Origin of the sequence: Loktanella sp. SALINAS62, assembly GCF_018263905.1 — a bacterium.
GTDB lineage: Bacteria > Pseudomonadota > Alphaproteobacteria > Rhodobacterales > Rhodobacteraceae > Loktanella.
On the sequence record NZ_JAAFZU010000055.1, the window covers coordinates 509,940 to 531,678 of the forward strand.

Sequence of the window (21,739 nt, forward strand, 5' to 3'; positions counted from 1 at the left end):
ACCTAAACCCCGGCGGACGACATGATCGCAAAGTTGACCGCATCATTCGTCAGGACCGCTTTATGCCAAACCTTGCCTTGATTACTGGCGCATCGTCCGGGATCGGAATGGAATTCGCTCGCTACCACGCAAGCCGTGGCGGCGATCTGATCATCACGGCCCGCAGCGGCGACAAGCTGGACGCCCTGAAGGCGGAACTTGAAACGGCGCATAGGGTAAGTGTGCAGACCATCGCACTTGATCTTGGCACCCCGGACGGCGCGGCCGATCTGGCGGAACAGGTCAGTGGGCAGCCTATCGACATCCTGATCAACAACGCGGGTTTCGGCGGTCACGGTCAGCATATCGACCGCGACCTTGTGCGCGAACAGGCGATGATCGACCTGAACGTGAAGGCATTGGTCACACTTAGCCATAACATCGGGCAGCAGATGGCCTTGCGCGGCAGTGGTCGCATCCTGAACGTCGGGTCAACGGCGGGAATGATGCCCGGTCCGCTACAGGCGGTTTATTTCGCGTCCAAGGCATTCGTACGCAGTTATTCGCTGGCACTTGCCCATGAACTCGCGCCAAAGGGCGTCACGGTCACCGTGCTGGCCCCCGGCTATGTGAAAACCGGCTTTGCCGATGTGGCCGATCTGCAGGGCACCAACCTTGTCAAAAGCGGGGCCGCCACGCCGGAACAGGTGGCACGCTTTGGCTATGACGCGATGATGAAGGGCAAGCTGCACGTCATCAACGACCGCAAGCTCGACATCGCGTTGAACTGGATTTTCCCGCTTTTACCGCTGCGTGCCGTGCTGGCTGGCGTTTACCGCATGCAAAAGAAACAGCGTTAGGCTTCGTCTTCCCACTCGCTACCGATGGCTTCGCGGTTGGACTTCTTTTCGCGCGCGATCATGTCTTCGACTTCTTCCATCTCCTCCTCCTCGATCTCTTCGGGGCGGGTTTCGGCCTCTTCGCGCGGCGTCAGCAGCAGTTTGAAATACATGGGAAAGTGGTCGGAATTGATGTCTTCCAGGCGCTTCATTTCAACCAGACGGAACTGCGCGTCATGAAACAGGTGATCCAGCGGCCAGCGCATCAACGGCATGCGTGCCGAAAAGGTATTGAAGAACCCGCGACCGACACGTGGATCTAGCAACCCCGACACGTTCTGGAACCGCTTGGTCGTGATCGACCAGGCCACGTCGTTCATGTCACCTGCCACAATGGCCGGCAGCGGGTCGTCACGCACCTCGATGCCCGCGGCACCCAATTCCGCATCCCGGCCTTCGGTATTTTGAAAGGGCACGGGCGGTTCTGGATGCAGCACATACAGCCGGAAAGACTGCCCCGACGGCAACGTGACCCGCGCGCGCAACGATGGAACATCATCCACCACAAGCGTGCGAAAGGCCGCCAGTTCCAGCGGATATTTGCTGTAAACCGCCATGCCATAGCCGTTGTCCTGCGGCTGCGTCATTACATGGGGGTAAGTGTCGGCCAGCGATGCAAGCCCTTCGACCCAGTCAGCGTCGGTTTCCAAAGCCATCAGGATATCCGGTTCGATTTTCCTGACCAACTGGATCAGGCGGTGATATTCGCGATTCGACTTTTTGACATTGGCCGCGATCAGACTGACGGTATGGCCGGCTTCAATCGCTTCGTTGACGCGCGGGCGCAGCGACTGCACGTGCCAGATCGGCAGGTATCGCCCGATGTAGAACCCCTGATTCAATCCGCAGAGGGCCAGCAGCCCCATCATCCACATCCATCCCGCAGGGTTCAGCCAGCCTGCGAAACCCAACAGCACAACCACAAGGACCAGCAATTGCTGACGGGGAAAATCGGCCGCGCGAATAAATCCGTGCGATACCCGGGACATCGGTACCACAGTCATGAAAACCACACAGGCCGTCAGCACCCAAAGCGTAATCGAGATCACAAGCATCCGTCATCCTTGCATGTCATTGCTGCATCACCCCGGCGCGGCGGAATGTTGCGCCCTCATCTGTGCCAAAACGTCTCAGGATGCACCACCCCTTTCCGAAACCGGCCACCCGGCGTATAGGCGCCGTATGACACAGAACCCGCCAGAGCTTCGCCCCGATCTTGCCCGCGCCCGTGTGACCGACGCCGCGCGCCCCGGCCAACCTGTCATCGGCATGGTGTCACTGGGCTGCCCCAAGGCGCTGGTGGACAGCGAACGCATCCTGACGCGCCTGCGCGCCGAAGGTTACGCGATTTCGTCCGACTATACGGGTGCGCAGGCGGTCATCGTCAACACCTGCGGGTTTTTGGACAGCGCCAAGGCTGAAAGCCTTGACGCCATCGGAGAGGCGTTGGTCGAAAACGGACGTGTTATCGTGACAGGCTGTCTGGGGGCGGAACCGGATTACATCCGCGAACATCACCCCAACATTCTGGCCGTGACCGGCCCGCATCAATACGAACAGGTGCTGGACGCGGTGCATCTGGCCGTGCCGCCGTCGCCCGACCCGTTTGTCGATCTTTTGCCCGCGCGCGGCGTATCACTGACGCCACGGCATTACAGCTATCTGAAAATTTCCGAGGGCTGCAATCACAAGTGCAAATTCTGCATTATCCCCGACATGCGCGGGAAACTGGCATCGCGCCCCGCCCATGCCGTGCTGCGCGAGGCGGAAAAACTGGTCGATGCCGGTGTGCGCGAACTGCTGGTGATCAGTCAGGACACCAGTGCCTATGGTCTTGACCGGCGCTATGATCTGAATCCGTGGAAAAATGGCGAAGTGCGCAGTCATATCACGGATCTGGCCCTCGAACTGGGCACGCTTGGCGCGTGGGTCCGGCTGCACTACGTCTATCCCTATCCGCATGTGCGCGACCTGATCCCGCTGATGGCGGACCCCGCGTCTGGCGTGCTGCCTTATCTGGATATTCCGTTTCAGCACAGCCACCCCGACGTGCTGCGCCGTATGGCGCGCCCCGCCGCCGGATCGAAAACGCTGGATGAAATCGCGGCATGGCGCGCGATCTGCCCCGACATCACCCTGCGTTCAACCTTTATCGTGGGATATCCGGGCGAGACAGAGGCGGAATTCCAGCACCTGCTGGACTGGCTGGACGTCGCACAGCTGGATCGCGTTGGCTGCTTTCAATACGAAAACGTCGCCGGCGCCCGGTCCAACGCCCTGCCCGACCATATCGCACCAGAGGTCAAACAGGACCGCTGGGATCGCTTTATGTCAAAAGCACAGGCCATTTCCGCCGCCAAACTGGAAGCAAAAGTTGGAAAAGTGCTAGAGGTCTTGATCGACGACATCGACGAAGACGGTATCGCCACATGCCGCACATGGGCCGACGCGCCGGAAATTGACGGGAATCTGTTCATCGACGAAAACACCGACGGACTGGCCGTCGGTGACATCGTCAAGGTGACGGTCGAGGAAGCCAGCGAATACGATCTGTGGGGCTCGCCCGCGCGCGTTCAATAGTTGTAGCTACGGCCACTATTGATGGCCTGACGCAACGACGACTCAGCCCACGTACCGCTGCCGCCCCGCTGTTGAATTTCAGACAGCTGCACCGAAGCCAGCTCTATTTCGCCAAGTTCGACATGGGCCTGCCCCATGTATGACCGCGCAAGCAAATTGGCTGGGTTGATCGCCAGCGCATCGGCATAGAAAGCCATGCCAGCGTCCATGTCCCCCATCTTGCGGGTGACGAAACCTTTGTAGGTCAGGACAAGATCATCCTGCTGGTCCGGCATCATCCGAAGGATCGCCGCGGCGTCGGTATAGCGCCCGAAATAAGCCAGCTCTCGCACGGCATCCATCATGGCGCTATCGTCGTTGGTGCTGTCTTCGGGTGCCATGCAGGTTTGCGTCGCAAGATCAAAAATCTGACCTTGCGGGCAATCTTCGGTCGTTTGCGTGGGCTTTGGCGGTGTGGGCGCCGGACCTGCGGCAAAGACTGACACAGGCATCATCGCAGCACCGACGATCAAGGCAATGCGCATAGCAACTCTCCGATTTGCAATCGCTAACGCAGATCGCGGTCAGCGCCTTTACCTTGACACACAAATAATCTGACGGTGTTGCGTTACGTTGTCTCAGGCACGAAATCCAACGCCACACCGTTCAGGCAGTGACGCTTGCCGGTGGGTTCCGGTCCGTCGTCAAAGATATGGCCCAGATGGCCGCCGCATGTGGCGCAATGCACCTCGGTCCGGGGCAGGACCATTTTGTAGTCGGTTTTGGTGGCCACCGCATTATCAAGGCTGTCCCAAAAGCTGGGCCAACCGGTGCCGGACATGAATTTCGTATCCGACGGATAAACCGGCGTTTCACAGCCCGCGCAAATGAAAGTACCCGCGCGCTGTTCGTCGTTCAACGGGCTGGAAAAGGCAGGTTCGGTCGCTTCCTCTCGCAAAACGGCGTATTCCGCGTCGGTCAGGCGGGCGCGCCATTCTTCGGGTGTCAGTGAAACGGGAAAGTCCTGCGCTTGCGCGTCGGTGCCACGTGTGGCCAGAACCGCAGCACCACCCACCACGATCAGCGCCGTGCCGCCCAGTAAAAATGTGCGTCGTTGAGTCATGCAAGCCTCTTGCTTCATTACGTTACAAGATCAACGCAAGGGCACTGATGCAGTTCCGCAGGCTTCAACACATCCGTGCGAGGATACCGTCAGCGACGGTCCAGATAAATGCGGACCGCGTCCTGCACCCGACGAAAGCGGTCACCACCCAGTTTCGTGCCACCGAACCAGCGCGTGACGACGACGATGTGGTTTTCCAACCCTTCGCGTTCCAGCATCCGCAGGATCACCAGACCGGCGCCCGACTCTCCATCGTCGTTTTTCAGTGGGCCGTCCGGCAACAGCACAGCCCAGGTATTATGTGTGGCCTTGGCAAATTTCTTGTTGCGACGCAGGGTTTTGACGAATGCCTTTGCGGCGTCGGCGGTATCAACGGTCCCGCCGGACACGGCATAGCTGGACCCACGATCCGTTAGGGCTTTTTCAATGATGCGCATGGCAGCCTGCCTATATGGCGCAGCACAGATCGCCAACAGGGCAAGTGTGCCAGAAATCGAGGTGTCGTGACACAGCGTCATCTACACGACATCGTTCAGAATGGTTATCATATCGGAATGACACAGACCTACCCGACGCAAGACAAATCGGCCCGGCTGGCCGATGCCACCGTTCATGCCCTTGGCGTGACCTTTGCTCTGATCGGCGGCACGCTGCTTGTCGGCTGGGCCGCGATGCACGCCAGCGGCGCGCATGTGGCGGCATTGGCGATCTATGGCTTTGGACTGGTCGCCACGTTTCTGGCATCCGGCGTCTATCACATGACGCCTTGGCATCACGTGCGGCCTACCTTGCGGCGGATCGACCATGCGGCAATTTTTGTGATGATTGCAGGCACAATCACCCCGCTGGCGGTCATGGTGGACACGACATTCGCCTACGTCCTGTTAGCTGCGGTCTGGGCGATTGCCGCAGTCGGCGTGACGCGCAAACTTTTTTTCTGGGCGACGCCCGGACGACTGGGGCCATTGATCTATCTGGCGATGGGCTGGCTGGGAATCTTGCTGGTGCGCGACCTGATGGGGCTGGTGCCCGACGTGGCACTGGGCCTGATGGTTGCAGGCGGCGCGCTGTATTCGATCGGCGTGTTGTTTTACGCTGTTGTCGCGCTGCGGTTTGGCACCGCCATCTGGCACGGATTTGTCGTGGCGGCCTCTGCCTGCTTTTTCGCGGCCATTGCGATCAGCGCCGCCGCACTGACCTAATACCCCAGTGACCGGGCCGTCGCCTGAACCACCCGGACGCGGTCCGCGTTGGCGGGGTGACTGCCCAGAAACGTATTGCCCGGATCGGGAATGCGGAAAAAGAATTCAGCCCCCCGCAACGGATTGAACCCCGCGCGCGCCGCGATCTGTGTGCCCAGCACGTCTGCTTCAAGTTCGAACTGTTGCGAATAGGTGCGCGCCCCGACCGCCGCGCCAAATGCTGCCGCGTCGCGTCGTGCGCGCGGATCGTCAGACAGGCCGACCAACTGCCCCATCACTGCAGCCCCGATGGATGCGGCTTGCCGCTGTTGCGCGATATGGCCCAGTATGTGGTGGGCTGCCTCATGGCTTAGGATGAACGCCAGTTCGTCGGCATTGCGCGCCTCTGCCACCAGCGATGCGGTGAACGCGATCAGGGGCTGGTCGCCTTTTACCAATGTCTGAAAGGCATTGGGCTGCGCCAGCGGGTTGGCATCGACCGCAAATTCGAAATTGCAATTCGGTTCGATACCGGCTTCGCGGCACGCCGCTTCGGCCACGGGTTCGATCCGGTCAACCACGCTGACCAGTGTGCGTACGGCGGTTTGCGCATCCATCCGGTCGACGAAACGCGATTCCGCAGCAGCCTGCGGCGTCAACACCACAGGGGCCGGGATCGCCACAGGTGCCGTGGGCACCGGGGCCGACGCTGCGCAGGCCGTCAGGGTCAATGCACCGATCACAGTCAGAATATGTCGCTTCACCACCCGCTCCATGTCCGGTTCGGACACAGGGTAGCAACGCCGGGACAAGGGGACCAGAGCGTGTCAATGACAGTTGCGTCAAACCGCTCTTGGCCCGCGCTGATGGCCGCGCTAGGGTTGGCACATGTTTACCATCGAACACGATTTTGACGCGACGACCGTAACGCTTGTGGACGACGCAGGACCGCCGTTCCAAGAGGACGTGATCATCAACACATTCGAAGACTGCGTCACCGTCAGCCAGTTTGACACGCGCCTGAACGAAGACCGCACCATTACCCTGTCGCTGGCGCAGGTGCGTGATCTGTTCGCGGCGCTCGACCTGCCAGAAGGCGCCTACAGCCTGCGGCCAGCCAAGGATACATCATGACGACCGGGTTTTTCTGGGACGAACGCTGTTTCTGGCACGGCGGCGGCAATTACGCGGGCATCCTGCCCGTCGGCGGGCTGGTGCAGCCGATGGTGAGCGGTGGTCTGCCCGAAAGCCCCGAAACAAAGCGGCGGCTAAAGAATTTGATCGCCGTCACGGGGCTGGACCGCGATCTGGACATGCAAGGTGCCGCACCCGCCACCCAAGAAGAGCTGTTGCGCGTCCATCCCGCGTCATATCTGGCAGAATTCAAGGCACTGTCCGACGCGCAGGGCGGCGAACTGGGTCGCCGCACGCCATTTGGCCCCGGCGGATTTGAAATCGCGGCCCTGTCTGCGGGATTGGCAGTCGGCGCGCTGCGCGCTGTGCTGTCAGGGACGCATACCAATGCCTATGCCTTGTCCCGCCCGCCCGGCCACCACTGCCTGCCGGATTTTCCCAACGGATTCTGCCTGCTGGCCAATATCGCCATTGCCGTGCGCGCGGCACAGGCCGACGGAACGGCCGCACGCGTCGCGGTGCTGGATTGGGACGTGCACCACGGCAACGGGACAGAGGCGATTTTCTACGACGATCCCGACGTGCTGACCGTGTCCCTGCATCAGGACCGCAACTACCCGCTGGATACCGGCGCATTTGCCGACCGCGGGCGCGGTGCGGGGCTGGGATTCAACCTGAACATTCCCCTGCCGCCGGGTACAGGGCATGACGGGTATCTGGCCGCGATGGACAGGCTGGCCCTGCCCGCGATCCGCGATTTTGCGCCCGACGTGATCATCGTCGCCTGCGGCTATGACGCAGCCGGCAACGACCCGCTGGGGCGCATGCTGGCCACGGCGCAGACGTTTGGCGATATGACAACGCGGATCCGCGCATTGGCGCAGGACGTCTGCGATGGCCGCCTGCTCTTGGTGCACGAAGGCGGTTATTCCGAAACATATGTCCCGTTCTGCGGCCATGCGGTGCTGCAAGCCTTGTCGGGCAGCAGCATCACCGCACCTGACCCGATGGCGGATACATTTGCGGCCCGGCAACCCGATGCCGCATTCGCCGCCTATCTGGACGGGGTGCTGTCAGGTATGGAACAGGCGTTGCGCTAATGGTTGTTCGCCTCCTTGCGGCAGCTTATCTGGGCAGCAATCGAAAGGACACGCCACTATGCCAGATCGCAACGATGCCGCCCTGCAGTTCCTGCTGACACGGCGGTCACGTCCCAGTCTGACTTTGACCGCCCCTGTGCCGGACAGGGATCAGCTGACTGAAATCCTGACCGCAGCGGCGCGCACACCTGACCATGGCAAACTGGAACCGTGGCGGTTCATCGTGCTGGAACGGCCTGCGCTGCAACGGTTGGCGCAGACGATCCCCGACATCGGCACGCGGCTTTCCATACCGGACGACAAGATCGCAAAGCAGCAAAGCCAGTTCAGCGCGGCCCATATGGCGGTTGTGGTGGTCGAATCCACAGTGGATTCCGAAAAGGTGCCGCAGATCGAACAGACCTATGCCGTCGGCGGTGTCTGCCTTGCGTTGGTGAACGCCGCGCTGGCTGCAGGCTGGGGCGCGCAATGGCTGTCCGGCTGGGCCAGCCACGCGCCCCTATTCTCGCAGCAGCATTTGGGTCTGGCCGCACACGAACGCATTGCGGGCATCATCCATATCGGCACCGATACCAGCACGCCGCCCGACCGACCGCGCCCCGATCTTGACCGGATCACACGCTGGGTTTCCGCATGATCCTGACGGCCTTTGCCCGCGCGATGTCACAACTGCCCGATCCCCGGTTCCGACGGGTGCTGTGGCTGGGCGTCGGGCTGTCGCTGGCCCTGTTGGGAATGATTTATGCGGTGATCCTGCTGTTGATCCAGTGGTTCGTATCCGGCCCCATATCGCTGCCTTGGATCGGGCCTGTCACGTGGCTGGACAACCTGCTGGGCTGGGGGTCGCTGATCGGCATGCTGATTGCGTCTGTATTCCTGATGATTCCGGTCGCATCCGCCATCACATCGCTGTTTCTGGACACCGTCGCACAGGCAGTAGAGGACAAACATTATCCATCCCTGCCCCAAGTCACACCCGTATCGGTCTGGGACGGCATCCGCGACAGCGTGGGGTTTTTTGGCGTGTTGGTGGGGGCCAATATCGTCGCACTTGTCGCTTACGTGTTGTTGCCCATTGCCGCGCCGTTCATCTTTTACGGGCTGAACGGTTACTTGCTGGGACGCGAGTATTTTCAGGTCGCCGCGATGCGCCGTCTGGGTCGCGACGGCGCGCGCGTCTTACGCAAAAAGCACATGCCGACCATATGGGCGGCTGGCGTTCTGATGGCGCTGCCGCTTTCGATCCCTTTGGTGAACCTGTTCATCCCTATCTTGGGGGCTGCGACGTTCACGCACCTTTACCACCGGATTACTCGGGACGCAGGCTCGGCGCACCCATCCGGTTGAACCAGTCGAAATCCCGCACTTCGATGGCACCCGTCAGGATGATCCCGGCGATGATGATATAGGCAAGGATCGCCCAAAGCGTCGTGGTGCGGGCCTTTTTCTTGAAACTGAAGCTGGCGGGTGCTGAACTATGGGTGCCCGGTTCGACATTGTTGTCTTCGCCTTGCGTCACGTTACGCAGCGGCAGCACGATAAAGAACGTCATCCACCAGATCACGGCGAACAGAACGATGGCTGAAACGATGCTCATGTCAGACCTCTTCCAACTCGATCAGGCAGCCCTGAAAATCCTTGGGGTGCAAAAACAGCACGGGTTTGTTGTGGGCGCCAATCTTGGGCGTGCCATCGCCCAGCACGCGGGCACCTGACGCGGTCAACTGGTCGCGGGCCGCGATGATATCTTCGACCTCGTAACAAATGTGATGGATGCCGCCTGCAGGATTTTTTTCAAGGAACTTTGCGATGGGCGAATCGTCGCCAAGGGGGTGCAGAAATTCGATCTTTGTATTCGGTAGTTCGACAAAGATTACGGTGACACCATGGGCGGGCTGCGCGATGGCCGGGCCGACACTGGCCCCCAGGGCACCACGATACTGGTCGGCGGCAGCGGTCAGATCCGGCACTGCGATGGCCACATGGTTCAAACGTCCGATCATCACGTTCCCCTTTTTCATAGACTGGTGCGCTTATGGCGTCCCGCAGCCCAGTTGCCAAGCATAAGGCCACGCCTGCCCTGCGGCATTAAGCACCCCTTCACCTTCCAGTGATTTTGTAGGGCCAGACAGACAAAACAAAGGAATGGGGACCATGGACAATGTCGACACCTTCATGATGCGGCGACCACCAACGGCGTTGCGCCCGCTTTTGGGACTCACCGTGCTATTGGTCGAAGACAGCCGTTTCGCCTGTGAAGCGGTCCGCATGATGTGCATGCGGTCCGGCGCGCGCATTCGTCGGGCCGACAGCGTGGCAAGCGCCATGAAACACCTGTCGATTTATCGGCCCAACGTACTGATCATCGATATCGGCTTACCCGACGGATGCGGTCTGGACCTGATCGCGCAGCTCTCACAGGCGGTCCCGCGCATCGACGTGATCCTTGGCAGCTCAGGCAATCCCGATCTGCGTGATGCGGCCCTGTCGGCGGGCGCGGATGGGTTCATGGAAAAACCAATCGCCAGAGTCAGCGCGTTTCAGACGATTCTGTTTTCTTATCTGCCTGTCGAACGGCAACCTGCGGGGCCACGGCTGTTGTCAACAGAACGGATCACACCCGACCCGCTGGCCTACCGCGATGATCTTAAACATGCGGCCGGTGTGCTGGAACATGACCGTAGCGCCGAAACACTGGATTACATTGCACAGTTTCTGGCCGGGGTCGCATCCAGCGCTGATGACCGCGACCTGCAGGATGTGGTCGAACGGCTTTTGCTGGATCGTAAGGCGGGGTTGAATACCGACCTGCCACTGACCGACCTGACGGATATGGTCACATCGCGGCTAAAAACCGCTGCCGGGTTCTAAGGGCGCGGACAATGCCGGATCGGATGTCACGCGATACGGTGCGGTCATCGGACCCAGTCGACTGCGCTGCCGTCCCTGCGCGTCAAAATTAGCGGGTGTCAGCCATTCATCATAGGCGCGCGACAGGCCCGTCCAGTCACCATCGGTCATCGCAAACCAGGCGGTGTCGCGGTTTCGGCCCTTGACGATCAGGTGGTTGCGAAACACGCCTTCGTAACTGAACCCCAACCGCTGTGCGGCGCTGCGGGACGGGGCATTCAGCGCATTGCATTTCCAGACAACGCGGCGGTAACCGGCCGTGAACGCCCAGTCACACATCAGATAAAATGCTTCGGTTGCCACCGGCGTTTTTTGAAGAACCGGAGACAGGTTGACGTTGCCGATTTCGATATCGCCCGCGGCGGTGTTGATGTTCATCAGGCAGGCATATCCCAGCGGATCGGTCCGGCCTGCGCGGCAGATGGCGAAGAGCCGCACATCCTGTGCCGCAATGGCCAGCAGGATGGCCCGCAGATCGTCAACTGTCGCAGGCGGCGGTTCGAATAGATAATCATATAGCAAAGGATGCGGACCAAGTTGTACGAACAGCGCAGGCGCGTCGCCCACAGGGTCCAGCGGGCGCATATGCGCATGGTGTCCGGTCAGTGCCAGATCAGTCGCCGGGCGGGCGGGCGGATGCCAGCCAGCCAAGACTGCGCCCAGTGGTCGATCCGTCATCGGCCCATATCCTTACAACACGAGTTGGGGTGCATCCGACAGATCCAGACCCGGAAACACAATCGTTTCGATTGCATCGCGCGGCAGTCCGAACAGATCGCGCATCACGCCGCCTGCCGCCGCACGCACATCCACTGTCGGCATCAGATCGCGCCGTTCAAAAAGATCGGCTTCTGACAGGCCGGGCCAGCGGCCCAGCACCTGCCCACCGTCCAGCGCGCCCCCGGCGAACAGCATCGCGCCCCCGGTACCGTGATCGGTGCCCAGCGTCCCGTTTTCGCGCGCAGTCCGGCCGAATTCGGTCACGCACAAGACGGCGGTGCGGTCCCAGATCGGCCCCAGTTCGCCGTGTAGCGTTGTGATCACCCGTGCAAGATTATCCAGCGCCCGCCGCAGGGAAATATGCTGCCGCCCGTGCGTGTCCCAGCCGTTCAGCGAAAAACTGGCGATCCGCGTATCGGCCCGCAACCGCTGGGCTGCAAAACGGGCGACGACGTCAGCGTCCTTTTTGGCTGAATCGGCGACCATCATCATCGCCCCCGTATCCTGCGCATCTTCAGCCTCTGCCGCTTCGGCGGTCAGGCTGTCCGCGATATTGACCGCTTCAAGTGCCGCGTTCCGAAACAAGGGATCATCATGCAGGATCAGTTCCAGCAGCCGCCGGGTCTGGGGCGTCATGTCCAACCGCGATTGCGGCGACCATTGCATCACCGGATGCGGACCCGACAGGATCGCAGATTGATCGCGCCCGATGGCAAATGCGGTGTCAGCGGTCATGCCCGGCACGACGCCCAGCATCCGGTTCAGCCAACCACCAGTGGCTTGCCCCATCTGCATGGTCCCCGCCTCTAGCAGGTCCTGCGCGTCAAAATGGCTGCGTGGCCCCCGGTAGGGGGTCGACGTGGCGTGCAACGCACCGAACTGGCCCCGGTCCCATAACGGCAACAGGGGGGCCAGCGCCGGATGCAGTTCCCAGAACGGATCGACGGGTAAACCCAGTTCCATCGGCATCCTGGACCGCAGACCCATAAAATCGGGATCGCCGACAGGGCGCACTGCATCCAGCCCGTCCATCGCACCGCGCAACACGATCACCACAAGCCGCGCGTCCCATGGTCCGGACGCAAAGGCGATGGGCGTCATCAGCGGGCTGGCCGCCAGCGAACATCCCAAGGCAGCACCGTTTGCCAAAAACGTGCGACGGTCCATTGTCATATCCTTTGAAATGCAGGCGCGGACAGAACAATTCCGATCCCGTCGGCGCGTGTCTCTGCGGCACTGGCGGCAAACACCACCTCCGCCGGGGGGCGCGGACCCAGCGCATCGTTTACGAAATCGCGCGGGTCGGGCAGCGGGTCGGAAAAGACGGCAGGCGCACCGATGGCCCAGTTGATCCGTCCAGCCAGCCCCTGCGGCGTGATCCAGTCGGTCGGGTCCTCTGCCCAGCCGTCGGGACCGACCGGTGCCAGATAGGGTTGGGCCATGATCGCCATTGGTTTGCGAATCCAGTCGTCATACACCTTTGGCGGAGTGGTCATGATTGCCTCGCCCGTGATGCCAAGGGCGCGCCACGCGGCCATCATGTAGATATCGGGCCTGCGCACCTTGGCCCGGACAGGTGACCACGCCAACGGATGCGTCAGCATGGATTCGCAAACAGCAGCAAGATCACCGCCGGTGTCGTAAAATGCCGATTCCATCGTGGCGATCAGGTTCGGGTCAGGTGTGTCGGATACGAAATGCACCGCCAGTTTCGTGGCGATATGGCGCGCGACTTCGGGGCGGGTCGCCAGATCTTCAAGTGCGGCTTCGATGGTGCGCAGGGTCGCGTCCGCGCTGTATCTGCGACCCAGCACCACCTCTGCCCCCGGTTCGGCACGGTCTGCGCGAAATGCAAACCCGCTGCGGCCTTGATATTGCAGACCTGTCAGCAATTCGGCCAGTTCGGTCACGTCAGTCTGTGAAAAGTCCATATGCGGCCCGACCAGATGCAATTCCAGCAGTTCGCGGGCCAGATTTTCGTTCAACCCGCGCCCTGTCCGCTGGCCAAAGACACTGTTCGGCCCACTGGATGACACCTGATCCAGATACATCAGCATCGCAGGATGAAATGTCACAGCTTTCAGCATGTCGGAAAACCGGCCCACGACATGGGGACGGATCGCGTCTTGCACAAAGGGCGCGATCAGATAATGCGTGCCAAAATTCTTGGCTTTGACCGTGAAATGATCGGCCCAGAAATGCGTCAGCCGTTCGCGCAGACCGTCCGCAGCAGATACCCCGCGCGCGATGGTGGCCAGATGATCGGTGCGGTGGATCGTCGACATCGCCCGGCGGATCACGCGGGCGGCGTCGACGGTCGCATCTTCGCGCGGGGTGCCACCTGCAGCGCGTTTGGCGGCGTTGGCGTCCTGAAAATCACCCAATGACGGGGTCAGGTCATCCATCCCCGAAATGGGAAAGCGCGCGGCGGCATCATCGCGGCCCGTCAGCCGTTGCAGCATTTGATTTACCGAAGCGGGGGGCGACTGATGGGGTGAAAGCCCGATGCCGAACCTTGTGGCCGCCATGATCGGGTCGAAAGACGCGGTCATATGGTCAAATCCTTTGCGCGCACCATATCTGATAAGCTAGGTCCGGGCGGGCCGGAATAAAAGGTGTGTGTTCGACCACACAACATGGATCGAAACAATTACACATGCGCTTGTGACCGCCCGAGGCTTGCACCATTGGTCAAAAGTGACCAAATATCACAATGATACGCGACTGAAGGACGAAACGCATGATCGACCGCCGACGATTTTTGATGAGCTCTGCATTGGGTGCGGGCGGCCTGACGTTGCCGACACTGCTGCGCGCTCAGGAAGAAACCCAAGCCATCGAGGCGCCGTCCTTTGACCTGTCGCCCAAGTTGGTGCAGCTTGACAATCCGCTGCCGCCCGGTGAAATCCACGTCGTTCCGGATGTCTATTCACTGTATTGGACCCTGCCGGATGCCGAAGCGATCCGTTATTATGTGGGTGTCGGTCGTGACGGGCTGTACGAAGCTGGCGAATTTAACGTCGGCGCGAAAAAGGAATGGCCAAGCTGGACACCCACGCCCGACATGATCGAACGGGATCCTGAATCCTATGCCCAACATGCGGACGGGATGCCGGGCGGCCCCGAAAACCCATTGGGTGCGCGCGCGTTGTATCTGTTCCAACCGCAGGTCGGCGATACGTTCCTGCGTATCCACGGCACCAATGATCCTAGCACGATCCGCACAGATGTATCGAATGGCTGCGCACGTCTGACCAATGAACAGGTGAAAGACCTGTATCCACGCGTGCCGATCGGCGCAAAGGTGTTCTTGTACGAAAAAAACCTGCTGCCCCGCGCCTGATCAAACGGCGTTGACGCACAAAAAAGGCGCGGCCCCGTCGGGTCGCGCCTTTTTCGTTGATCTTGTGGTTACCGGCGACCCCGGCGAAAGCGTTTGAAAGCTTTCCAGAACGCCAGATATTTCAACAGTCTACGCATGGCATATCTCCTGTCTTGGCAGGGAAATAACGCAGAACTTGCCGATTGGTTCAGTTTTCAGGTGGCAAAACCCGCAGACGCAATTCGCGCAACTGTTCATTCTGCGGCTCCGACGGCGCACCCATCATCAGGTCTTCGGCGCGTTGGTTCATCGGGAACATGATGACTTCGCGGATGTTCGCTTCGTTCGCCAGCAGCATGACGATCCGGTCGATTCCCGCCGCACAGCCGCCGTGGGGTGGTGCGCCATACTGGAACGCGTTGACCATGCCACCGAACCGCTTTTCGACCTCGTCCCGGCCATAGCCTGCGATTTCGAACGCCTTGAACATGATTTCAGGGCGGTGGTTGCGGATGGCGCCACTGACCAGTTCGTAACCGTTGCAGGCCAGATCATACTGATAACCCAGCACGTCTTCGGGGTCGCCTTCCAGTGCGGCCATCCCGCCCTGCGGCATTGAAAACGGGTTGTGTTCAAAATCGATTTTGCCGGTTTCTTCGTCCCGTTCGTAGATCGGGAAATCGACGATCCAAGCAAAAGCGAAACGGTCGGTGTCGATCAGGTTCAGTTCCGTCCCGATTTCGGTCCGCGCACGCCCGGCGACGGATTCAAACGCATCAGGCTTGCCACCCAGGAAGAACGCCGCATCACCGATGCCCAGACCCAGTTGCTGGCGGATCGCTTCGGTCCGTTCGGGGCCGATGTTCTTGGCCAGCGGCCCGGCGGCTTCCATGCCGTCGCCCTGATCGCGCCAGAAGATATACCCCATGCCCGGAAGTCCCTCTTTCTGGGCAAAGGCGTTCATGCGGTCGCAGAACTTGCGCGACCCACCACCGGGCGCGGGAATGGCGCGGATCTGGGTGCCATCCTGTTCCAGCAGCTTGGCAAAGATCGCAAAGCCGCTGTCGCGGAAATGGTCGCTGACGACCTGCATCTTGATCGGGTTGCGCAGGTCGGGTTTGTCGGTGCCATACCACAGGGCCGCATCGCGGTAGCTGATCTGTTCCCACGTCTGGTCGACCTTTCGACCGCCGCCGAATTCTTCGAAGATTCCGCCGATCACGGGCTGGATCGTGTCGAACACGTCCTGCTGCTCGACAAAGCTCATTTCCAGATCAAGCTGATAGAAATCCGTGGGCGAACGGTCGGCACGCGGGTCTTCGTCGCGGAAACAGGGGGCGATCTGAAAATACTTGTCGTAGCCCGACACCATGATCAGCTGCTTGAATTGCTGTGGCGCCTGCGGCAGGGCATAGAATTTGCCGGGATGCAGCCGGGACGGAACCAGAAAATCGCGCGCACCTTCGGGGCTGGATGCGGTGATGATCGGCGTCTGGAATTCGCGGAAGCCCTGATCCCACATCCGCTGACGCATGGACCGCACCACGTCGGACCGCAGTTTCATGTTGGATTGCATCGCATCGCGGCGCAGGTCCAGATAGCGATATTTCAGACGGGTTTCTTCGGGATATTCCTGATCGCCAAAGACCTGCAATGGCAGTTCCTTGGCCGATCCCAACACCTCGATGCCGCGCACGAACACCTCGACCTCGCCGGTGGGCAATTTGGGGTTCACCAATTCGGGGGCGCGTGCCTTGACCTCTCCGTCGATGCGAATGCACCATTCTGCGCGGACCTTTTCGACGGCCGCAAAGGCGTCGGAATCGGGGTCGCACAAAACTTGTGTCACGCCATAGGTATCGCGCAGGTCGATGAACAGGATGCCGCCGTGATCGCGCACGCGGTGAACCCAGCCGGACAGCCGGACGGTATCGCCGACATTGGCGGCCGTCAGATCGGCGCAAGTATGGGTGCGATAGGCGTGCATGGGCTGGTCCTTTGGTCTGCAACGGGTCGCCCCGATACACCCCGCGCGCCCATGGAAGTCAAGGCAAAGCCTGCGCGACCGCCCCCCGTTTGGCATTGCGGCATTCTGCCCTAACTCAAATGGGAAACACTGCACCACCGCCGGGATGAAAGGACCCCGCCATGTGGCACACCTTACTTGATAAGGCGCTGCGCCAGTTGATTGTGGTCGATACGCTGGATCTGACGTGGCCTGACGGGCAACAGGTGCGATATGGCCGTGGTCCAAACCCGGTCGCCGCAACGTTGCACAACAAGGACGTGATCCGGGGATTGGTTCTGCGGCCCGACCTGACGCTGGGCAATGCCTACATGAACGGTGACCTGACCGTCGCGGATGATGATATCGACGGGCTTTTGTCGCTGCTGATGCGCAACCGCCAGCAAGGCCACACAACCGCATTGATGGATGCCGCACGCAAGGCGGCCCTGCCCGTCCAACGCATCGTACGGCGCAATCCGCTGACGCGGGCGCGGGCAAACGTGGCGCATCACTATGATCTGTCGTCGCAGTTGTATGACCTTTTTCTGGACCGTGACCGTCAGTATTCCTGCGCCTATTTCCGCGATCCATCGATGTCGCTGGATGAGGCACAAGAGGCAAAGAAACATCACATCGCCCGCAAGCTGTGCCTGCAGCCCGATATGCGGGTTCTGGATATCGGTTGTGGCTGGGGCGGCATGGCGCTGACGCTGGCACGCGATTACGGCGTGCGGGTCGTGGGCGTCACATTGTCGGATGAACAGCACCGGATGGCCCGTGCGCGGGTGCACGATGCGGGGCTGCAGGACCGGATCGACATCCGGCTGCAGGATTACCGTCAGGCCAGCGGCCCGTTCGACCGGATCGTGTCGGTCGGCATGTTCGAACACGTCGGCAAGCCGCATTACCGCACCTATTTCAACACGCTGCGCGATCTGTTGACCCCGGATGGCGTGGCACTGGTGCATACCATCGGCACCGCAACCCGGCCACGGGCCACCAGCGAATGGATTCGCACACACATTTTTCCGGGCGGCTATCTGCCTGCGCTGTCCGAAATGCAGCACACAATCGAATCCAGCGCGCTGATCCCCACCGATATCGAAGTGCTGCGCCTGCATTACGCCTATACCCTGCGGCACTGGCGCGACCGGTTCGAGGCGCGCGCCGACGCAGCCCGCGCGTTATATGACGAACGTTTCGTGCGGATGTGGCGTTTCTATCTGGCGGCGTCGGAACGGTCATTCATCGACGAACGGCTGGTCGTATTTCAGTTCCAGTTAGCCCGCGACAAGGCGGCGGTGCCGATCACGCGCGATTATCTGCACCACACCGACCAGCCTGCGACAACCCAGCCAGACAGCTAACCGCATACATCGGCAGGATGGGGTCGTTTGCCCCTTGCCCCCCGCAGCCGCGCCCCTATAACGCGGACAATTTGCCAGACCAGAGGGGGCCACGATGCCGAAGCGCGACGATATCAAGTCCATCATGATCATCGGGGCCGGACCCATCATCATTGGTCAGGCCTGTGAATTCGACTACTCCGGGGCGCAGGCTTGCAAGGCGCTGCGCGAAGAAGGCTACCGGGTCATTCTGGTCAATTCCAACCCAGCGACGATCATGACCGATCCGGGGATGGCCGACGCCACCTATATCGAACCGATCACGCCAGAGGTGGTCGCCAAGATCATTGCCAAGGAACGCCCCGACGCGCTGCTGCCGACGATGGGCGGCCAGACGGGTCTGAACACGGCATTGGCACTGGCCGACATGGGTGTGCTGGAAGAATACAACGTCGAACTGATCGGCGCCAAACGCGCCGCCATCGAAATGGCCGAAGACCGCAAGCTGTTCCGCGAAGCGATGGACCGGCTGGGCATCGAAAACCCCAAAGCCACCATCGTCACGGCGCCCAAGGGCCCGAACGGTAAATTCGACATCAAGGCCGGTGTGCAGGAAGCGGTCGAAGCCATCGAATACGTGGGCCTGCCCGCGATCATCCGGCCCGCCTTTACCCTTGGCGGCACCGGTGGCGGCGTGGCCTACAACCGCGACCAGTATGAATACTATTGCCGGACCGGCATGGAAGCGTCGCCAATGGCGCAGATCCTGATCGACGAAAGCCTGCTGGGCTGGAAAGAATTCGAGATGGAAGTGGTGCGCGACACCGCCGACAACGCCATCATCGTCTGTGCCATCGAAAACGTCGATCCGATGGGCGTACATACTGGTGACAGCATTACGGTGGCACCGGCCCTGACGCTGACCGACAAGGAATACCAGATCATGCGGACGCACAGCATCAACGTGCTGCGCGAAATCGGGGTCGAAACCGGCGGGTCCAACGTGCAATGGGCCGTCAATCCGGACGACGGGCGCATGGTCGTCATCGAAATGAACCCCCGCGTGTCACGCTCGTCCGCACTTGCATCAAAGGCCACGGGATTCCCGATTGCCAAGATCGCGGCGAAACTGGCCGTGGGGTATACGCTGGATGAATTGGACAACGACATCACCGGCGTCACGCCTGCGTCGTTCGAACCGACCATCGACTATGTCGTGACCAAGATCCCGCGCTTTGCGTTTGAAAAATTCGCAGGGTCCGAACCCCTGCTGACGACTGCGATGAAATCCGTGGGTGAAGTCATGGCCATTGGCCGCACCATCCACGAATCCATGCAAAAGGCGCTGGCCAGCCTGGAAACAGGTCTGACCGGATTTGACGACATCACGATCCTCGGCGCACCCGACGCCACCGCCATCACCAAGGCGCTGGCCCGCCAGACGCCGGACCGGCTGCGCGTGATCGCACAGGCGATGCGGCACGGTCTGTCCAATGACGACATTCAGGCGGTCACGCGGTTCGACCCGTGGTTCCTGGCACGCATCCGCGAAATCATCGATGCCGAAGCTGCGGTGATCGCAAACGGCCTGCCTGCAGATGCAAGCGGCCTGCGCAAACTGAAGATGATGGGCTTTACCGACGCGCGGCTGGCCACGCTGTCAGGCCAGCGCGAACAGGACGTGCGCCTGTCGCGGACCCGCGCCGGTGTGACGGCGGTGTTCAAACGGATCGACACCTGTGCTGCCGAATTCGAAGCACAGACGCCCTATATGTATTCCACCTATGAATCCCCCATGATGGGCGAGGTCGAAGACGAGGCGCGCCCGTCCGACCGTAAGAAAGTGGTGATCCTTGGCGGTGGCCCGAACCGGATCGGTCAGGGGATCGAATTCGATTACTGCTGCTGTCATGCCTGCTATGCCCTGACCGATCAGGGTTATGAAACCATCATGATCAACTGCAACCCCGAAACCGTGTCGACCGACTATGACACGTCGGACAGGCTGTATTTCGAACCGCTGACGTTTGAACACGTGATGGAAATTCTGCGGGTCGAACAGGAAAACGGCACGCTGCACGGCGTCATCGTGCAGTTCGGCGGGCAGACCCCGCTAAAGCTTGCCAACGATCTGGAAGCCGCCGGAATCCCGATCCTTGGCACGTCGCCGGATGCGATTGATCTGGCCGAAGACCGCGAACGGTTTCAGGATCTCGTCAACCGGCTGGGTCTGAAACAGCCGATCAACGGCATCGCATCGACCGACGCGCAGGCGTTTGAAATTGCAAAGGACATCGGCTTTCCGCTGGTGATCCGTCCGTCCTATGTACTGGGTGGCCGGGCGATGGAAATCGTGCGCGATCAGGCGCAGCTGGAACGCTATATCACTGATGCGGTGGTTGTGTCGGGCGACAGTCCCGTCCTGCTGGACAGCTACCTGTCGGGCGCTGTCGAAGTGGACGTGGATTGCCTGTGTGACGGTGAAAACACCCATGTCGCGGGTATCATGCAGCACATCGAAGAAGCGGGCGTGCATTCCGGCGACAGCGCCTGTTCGCTGCCACCCTATTCGCTTTCGGATGCGATGATTGCGGAAATCCGCAAGCAGACCGAAATGCTGGCAAAGGAATTGAAGGTCATCGGTCTGATGAACGTGCAATTTGCGGTCAAAAACGAAGAGGTCTACCTGATCGAGGTGAACCCCCGCGCATCCCGGACCGTGCCATTCGTGGCCAAGGCGACAGACAGCGCCATCGCATCCATCGCCGCACGGCTGATGGCGGGCGAACCGCTGTCGAACTTTCCGCTGCGCGCGCCCTACCCCGTCACCGAAAACCCGATGGACGTGCTGCCGTTGGGCGATGCGTTCACACTTGCCGATCCCAACACACCTTGGTTCAGTGTCAAGGAAGCGGTACTGCCGTTTGCGCGCTTTCCCGGCGTGGACACGATCCTTGGCCCAGAAATGCGGTCCACGGGCGAAGTCATGGGGTGGGACCGGAACTTTGCCCGCGCATTCCTGAAGGCACAGATGGGTGCAGGCACGCATCTGCCAGAAGAAGGCCGGGTGTTCATGTCGATCCGCGACGACGACAAGACCGACGCGATGGCGACAGCAGCACGCGGCCTGACCGATCTGGGCCTGACGATCGTCGCAACCCGTGGCACGGCGCTGTGGCTGACCGATCTGGGGATCACCGCCGAAACCGTGAACAAGGTGTATGAAGGCGGGCGCACCATCGTGGACCGTCTCAAGGACAACGAAATCGCGCTGGTGCTGAACACCACGGAAGGCGCGCAAGCGGTCGAGGATTCACGCGAAATCCGTGCGGTCGCGCTGAACGACAAGATCCCGTATTTCACCACCGCCGCAGCCGCACAGGCCGCCGTGATGGCAATGCAGGAGCGCGCGAATGGCGAAATAGAAGTCCGTAGCCTGCAAGGCTGAACAGACGTGC

At 60.8% G+C, this 21,739-nt stretch carries 22 protein-coding genes; 11 read left to right on the forward strand and 11 right to left on the reverse strand.

Annotation, left to right across the window (positions count from 1 at the left end; all coding sequences use genetic code 11):
• Positions 1 to 62 precede the first annotated feature (62 nt).
• A complete protein-coding gene (locus tag GZH79_RS17010) occupies positions 63 to 839 on the forward strand; it encodes an SDR family oxidoreductase (RefSeq protein ID WP_211644936.1) in 777 nt (258 codons plus the stop codon).
• Here GZH79_RS17010 and GZH79_RS17015 read toward each other — a convergent pair.
• A complete protein-coding gene (locus tag GZH79_RS17015; protein WP_211644937.1) occupies positions 836 to 1,933 on the reverse strand; it encodes an endonuclease/exonuclease/phosphatase family protein in 1,098 nt (365 codons plus the stop codon). The two genes, GZH79_RS17010 and GZH79_RS17015, sit on opposite strands and share 4 nt — an antisense overlap.
• Before the next feature lie 127 nt (positions 1,934 to 2,060).
• Between GZH79_RS17015 and rimO the strand changes: the two genes are divergently transcribed.
• The gene (gene rimO / locus GZH79_RS17020) at positions 2,061 to 3,458 is read left to right on the forward strand and encodes a 30S ribosomal protein S12 methylthiotransferase RimO (protein WP_211644938.1); all 1,398 of its coding nucleotides are present in this window, start codon (positions 2,061 to 2,063) and stop codon (positions 3,456 to 3,458) included.
• Here rimO and GZH79_RS17025 read toward each other — a convergent pair.
• The 3 genes from GZH79_RS17025 to GZH79_RS17035 form a co-directional block, all read right to left on the reverse strand.
• The gene (locus tag GZH79_RS17025; protein WP_211644939.1) at positions 3,452 to 3,982 is read right to left on the reverse strand and encodes a tetratricopeptide repeat protein; all 531 of its coding nucleotides are present in this window, start codon (positions 3,980 to 3,982) and stop codon (positions 3,452 to 3,454) included. The two genes, rimO and GZH79_RS17025, sit on opposite strands and share 7 nt — an antisense overlap.
• Before the next feature lie 83 nt (positions 3,983 to 4,065).
• Positions 4,066 to 4,560, reverse strand: a complete 495-nt coding sequence (gene msrB, locus GZH79_RS17030; RefSeq protein WP_211644940.1) for a peptide-methionine (R)-S-oxide reductase MsrB — start codon at positions 4,558 to 4,560, stop codon at positions 4,066 to 4,068.
• Between the two features lie 89 nt (positions 4,561 to 4,649).
• Complete coding sequence (locus GZH79_RS17035) at positions 4,650 to 4,997, reverse strand: YigZ family protein (protein WP_211644941.1); 348 nt, start codon at positions 4,995 to 4,997, stop codon at positions 4,650 to 4,652.
• Positions 4,998 to 5,114: 117 nt separating this feature from the next.
• On the opposite strand from GZH79_RS17035, the gene GZH79_RS17040 reads away from it, so the two are divergent.
• Positions 5,115 to 5,762 carry a hemolysin III family protein gene (locus GZH79_RS17040; protein ID WP_211644942.1) on the forward strand — a complete coding sequence of 216 codons (648 nt, stop codon included), beginning with the start codon at positions 5,115 to 5,117 and terminating at the stop codon, positions 5,760 to 5,762.
• On the opposite strand, the gene GZH79_RS17045 is transcribed toward GZH79_RS17040, so the two are convergent.
• Positions 5,759 to 6,505 carry a M48 family metallopeptidase gene (locus GZH79_RS17045; RefSeq protein WP_349291226.1) on the reverse strand — a complete coding sequence of 249 codons (747 nt, stop codon included), beginning with the start codon at positions 6,503 to 6,505 and terminating at the stop codon, positions 5,759 to 5,761. The genes GZH79_RS17040 and GZH79_RS17045 overlap by 4 nt on opposite strands.
• 124 nt (positions 6,506 to 6,629) lie before the next feature.
• On the opposite strand from GZH79_RS17045, the gene GZH79_RS17050 reads away from it, so the two are divergent.
• Genes GZH79_RS17050 through GZH79_RS17065 form a run of 4 tightly spaced genes read left to right on the forward strand, consistent with a single transcriptional unit; the run spans position 6,630 to position 9,322 of the window.
• Complete coding sequence (locus GZH79_RS17050; RefSeq protein WP_211644944.1) at positions 6,630 to 6,875, forward strand: hypothetical protein; 246 nt, start codon at positions 6,630 to 6,632, stop codon at positions 6,873 to 6,875.
• Positions 6,872 to 7,975 carry a class II histone deacetylase gene (locus GZH79_RS17055; protein ID WP_211644945.1) on the forward strand — a complete coding sequence of 368 codons (1,104 nt, stop codon included), beginning with the start codon at positions 6,872 to 6,874 and terminating at the stop codon, positions 7,973 to 7,975. Before GZH79_RS17050 ends, GZH79_RS17055 begins: the two co-directional genes overlap by 4 nt.
• 58 nt (positions 7,976 to 8,033) lie before the next feature.
• Positions 8,034 to 8,612: a nitroreductase gene (locus GZH79_RS17060; protein ID WP_211644946.1), complete on the forward strand. Its 579-nt coding sequence runs from the start codon at positions 8,034 to 8,036 to the stop codon at positions 8,610 to 8,612.
• Positions 8,609 to 9,322 (forward strand): EI24 domain-containing protein, encoded by a 714-nt coding sequence (locus GZH79_RS17065; protein ID WP_211644947.1) that lies wholly within the window; start codon positions 8,609 to 8,611, stop codon positions 9,320 to 9,322. The genes GZH79_RS17060 and GZH79_RS17065 overlap by 4 nt, the downstream gene beginning before the upstream one ends.
• Here GZH79_RS17065 and GZH79_RS17070 read toward each other — a convergent pair.
• Positions 9,285 to 9,572, reverse strand: a complete 288-nt coding sequence (locus GZH79_RS17070) for a DUF1467 family protein (protein WP_211644948.1) — start codon at positions 9,570 to 9,572, stop codon at positions 9,285 to 9,287. The genes GZH79_RS17065 and GZH79_RS17070 overlap by 38 nt on opposite strands.
• A gap of 1 nt (position 9,573) precedes the next feature.
• Positions 9,574 to 9,978 carry a methylmalonyl-CoA epimerase gene (gene mce, locus GZH79_RS17075; protein ID WP_211644949.1) on the reverse strand — a complete coding sequence of 135 codons (405 nt, stop codon included), beginning with the start codon at positions 9,976 to 9,978 and terminating at the stop codon, positions 9,574 to 9,576.
• 151 nt (positions 9,979 to 10,129) lie between these two features.
• On the opposite strand from mce, the gene GZH79_RS17080 reads away from it, so the two are divergent.
• Positions 10,130 to 10,846, forward strand: a complete 717-nt coding sequence (locus tag GZH79_RS17080; protein ID WP_211644950.1) for a response regulator — start codon at positions 10,130 to 10,132, stop codon at positions 10,844 to 10,846.
• Here GZH79_RS17080 and GZH79_RS17085 read toward each other — a convergent pair.
• The 3 genes from GZH79_RS17085 to GZH79_RS17095 are packed head-to-tail and all read right to left on the reverse strand — an operon-like array spanning position 10,823 to position 14,157.
• Positions 10,823 to 11,563: a GNAT family protein gene (locus tag GZH79_RS17085; protein WP_211644951.1), complete on the reverse strand. Its 741-nt coding sequence runs from the start codon at positions 11,561 to 11,563 to the stop codon at positions 10,823 to 10,825. The genes GZH79_RS17080 and GZH79_RS17085 overlap by 24 nt on opposite strands.
• Positions 11,564 to 11,575: 12 nt before the next feature.
• Complete coding sequence (locus GZH79_RS17090; protein WP_211644952.1) at positions 11,576 to 12,772, reverse strand: DUF1501 domain-containing protein; 1,197 nt, start codon at positions 12,770 to 12,772, stop codon at positions 11,576 to 11,578.
• 2 nt (positions 12,773 to 12,774) lie between these two features.
• Positions 12,775 to 14,157 carry a DUF1800 domain-containing protein gene (locus GZH79_RS17095; protein WP_211644953.1) on the reverse strand — a complete coding sequence of 461 codons (1,383 nt, stop codon included), beginning with the start codon at positions 14,155 to 14,157 and terminating at the stop codon, positions 12,775 to 12,777.
• 188 nt (positions 14,158 to 14,345) lie between these two features.
• Between GZH79_RS17095 and GZH79_RS17100 the strand changes: the two genes are divergently transcribed.
• Positions 14,346 to 14,948, forward strand: coding sequence for a L,D-transpeptidase (locus tag GZH79_RS17100; protein WP_211644954.1), 603 nt, complete (start codon positions 14,346 to 14,348; stop codon positions 14,946 to 14,948).
• 187 nt (positions 14,949 to 15,135) lie between these two features.
• Here the strand turns inward: GZH79_RS17100 and aspS are convergent, their stop codons facing one another.
• Entirely contained in the window at positions 15,136 to 16,914 is a 1,779-nt protein-coding gene (aspS, locus tag GZH79_RS17105; RefSeq protein WP_211644955.1) for an aspartate--tRNA ligase, read from the reverse strand.
• 161 nt (positions 16,915 to 17,075) lie between these two features.
• Here aspS and GZH79_RS17110 point away from each other — a divergent pair, with 161 nt between their 5' ends.
• A complete protein-coding gene (locus GZH79_RS17110; protein WP_211644956.1) occupies positions 17,076 to 18,302 on the forward strand; it encodes a cyclopropane-fatty-acyl-phospholipid synthase family protein in 1,227 nt (408 codons plus the stop codon).
• Positions 18,303 to 18,396: 94 nt separating this feature from the next.
• The gene (gene carB / locus GZH79_RS17115; RefSeq protein WP_211644957.1) at positions 18,397 to 21,729 is read left to right on the forward strand and encodes a carbamoyl-phosphate synthase large subunit; all 3,333 of its coding nucleotides are present in this window, start codon (positions 18,397 to 18,399) and stop codon (positions 21,727 to 21,729) included.
• Positions 21,730 to 21,739: the final 10 nt, after the last annotated feature.

What these genes read in the sequence shown, in the direction of transcription:
- GZH79_RS17010 (WP_211644936.1), top strand. Translation starts at nt 63, where the DNA reads ATGCCAAACCTTGCCTTGATTACTGGCGCATCGTCCGGGATCGGAATG.
- GZH79_RS17015 (WP_211644937.1), bottom strand. Translation starts at nt 1,933, where the DNA reads ATGCTTGTGATCTCGATTACGCTTTGGGTGCTGACGGCCTGTGTGGTT.
- rimO (WP_211644938.1), top strand. Translation starts at nt 2,061, where the DNA reads ATGACACAGAACCCGCCAGAGCTTCGCCCCGATCTTGCCCGCGCCCGT.
- GZH79_RS17025 (WP_211644939.1), bottom strand. Translation starts at nt 3,982, where the DNA reads ATGCGCATTGCCTTGATCGTCGGTGCTGCGATGATGCCTGTGTCAGTC.
- msrB (WP_211644940.1), bottom strand. Translation starts at nt 4,560, where the DNA reads ATGACTCAACGACGCACATTTTTACTGGGCGGCACGGCGCTGATCGTG.
- GZH79_RS17035 (WP_211644941.1), bottom strand. Translation starts at nt 4,997, where the DNA reads ATGCGCATCATTGAAAAAGCCCTAACGGATCGTGGGTCCAGCTATGCC.
- GZH79_RS17040 (WP_211644942.1), top strand. Translation starts at nt 5,115, where the DNA reads ATGACACAGACCTACCCGACGCAAGACAAATCGGCCCGGCTGGCCGAT.
- GZH79_RS17050 (WP_211644944.1), top strand. Translation starts at nt 6,630, where the DNA reads ATGTTTACCATCGAACACGATTTTGACGCGACGACCGTAACGCTTGTG.
- GZH79_RS17055 (WP_211644945.1), top strand. Translation starts at nt 6,872, where the DNA reads ATGACGACCGGGTTTTTCTGGGACGAACGCTGTTTCTGGCACGGCGGC.
- GZH79_RS17060 (WP_211644946.1), top strand. Translation starts at nt 8,034, where the DNA reads ATGCCAGATCGCAACGATGCCGCCCTGCAGTTCCTGCTGACACGGCGG.
- GZH79_RS17065 (WP_211644947.1), top strand. Translation starts at nt 8,609, where the DNA reads ATGATCCTGACGGCCTTTGCCCGCGCGATGTCACAACTGCCCGATCCC.
- GZH79_RS17070 (WP_211644948.1), bottom strand. Translation starts at nt 9,572, where the DNA reads ATGAGCATCGTTTCAGCCATCGTTCTGTTCGCCGTGATCTGGTGGATG.
- mce (WP_211644949.1), bottom strand. Translation starts at nt 9,978, where the DNA reads ATGATCGGACGTTTGAACCATGTGGCCATCGCAGTGCCGGATCTGACC.
- GZH79_RS17080 (WP_211644950.1), top strand. Translation starts at nt 10,130, where the DNA reads ATGGACAATGTCGACACCTTCATGATGCGGCGACCACCAACGGCGTTG.
- GZH79_RS17085 (WP_211644951.1), bottom strand. Translation starts at nt 11,563, where the DNA reads ATGACGGATCGACCACTGGGCGCAGTCTTGGCTGGCTGGCATCCGCCC.
- GZH79_RS17090 (WP_211644952.1), bottom strand. Translation starts at nt 12,772, where the DNA reads ATGGACCGTCGCACGTTTTTGGCAAACGGTGCTGCCTTGGGATGTTCG.
- GZH79_RS17095 (WP_211644953.1), bottom strand. Translation starts at nt 14,157, where the DNA reads ATGACCGCGTCTTTCGACCCGATCATGGCGGCCACAAGGTTCGGCATC.
- GZH79_RS17100 (WP_211644954.1), top strand. Translation starts at nt 14,346, where the DNA reads ATGATCGACCGCCGACGATTTTTGATGAGCTCTGCATTGGGTGCGGGC.
- aspS (WP_211644955.1), bottom strand. Translation starts at nt 16,914, where the DNA reads ATGCACGCCTATCGCACCCATACTTGCGCCGATCTGACGGCCGCCAAT.
- GZH79_RS17110 (WP_211644956.1), top strand. Translation starts at nt 17,076, where the DNA reads ATGTGGCACACCTTACTTGATAAGGCGCTGCGCCAGTTGATTGTGGTC.
- carB (WP_211644957.1), top strand. Translation starts at nt 18,397, where the DNA reads ATGCCGAAGCGCGACGATATCAAGTCCATCATGATCATCGGGGCCGGA.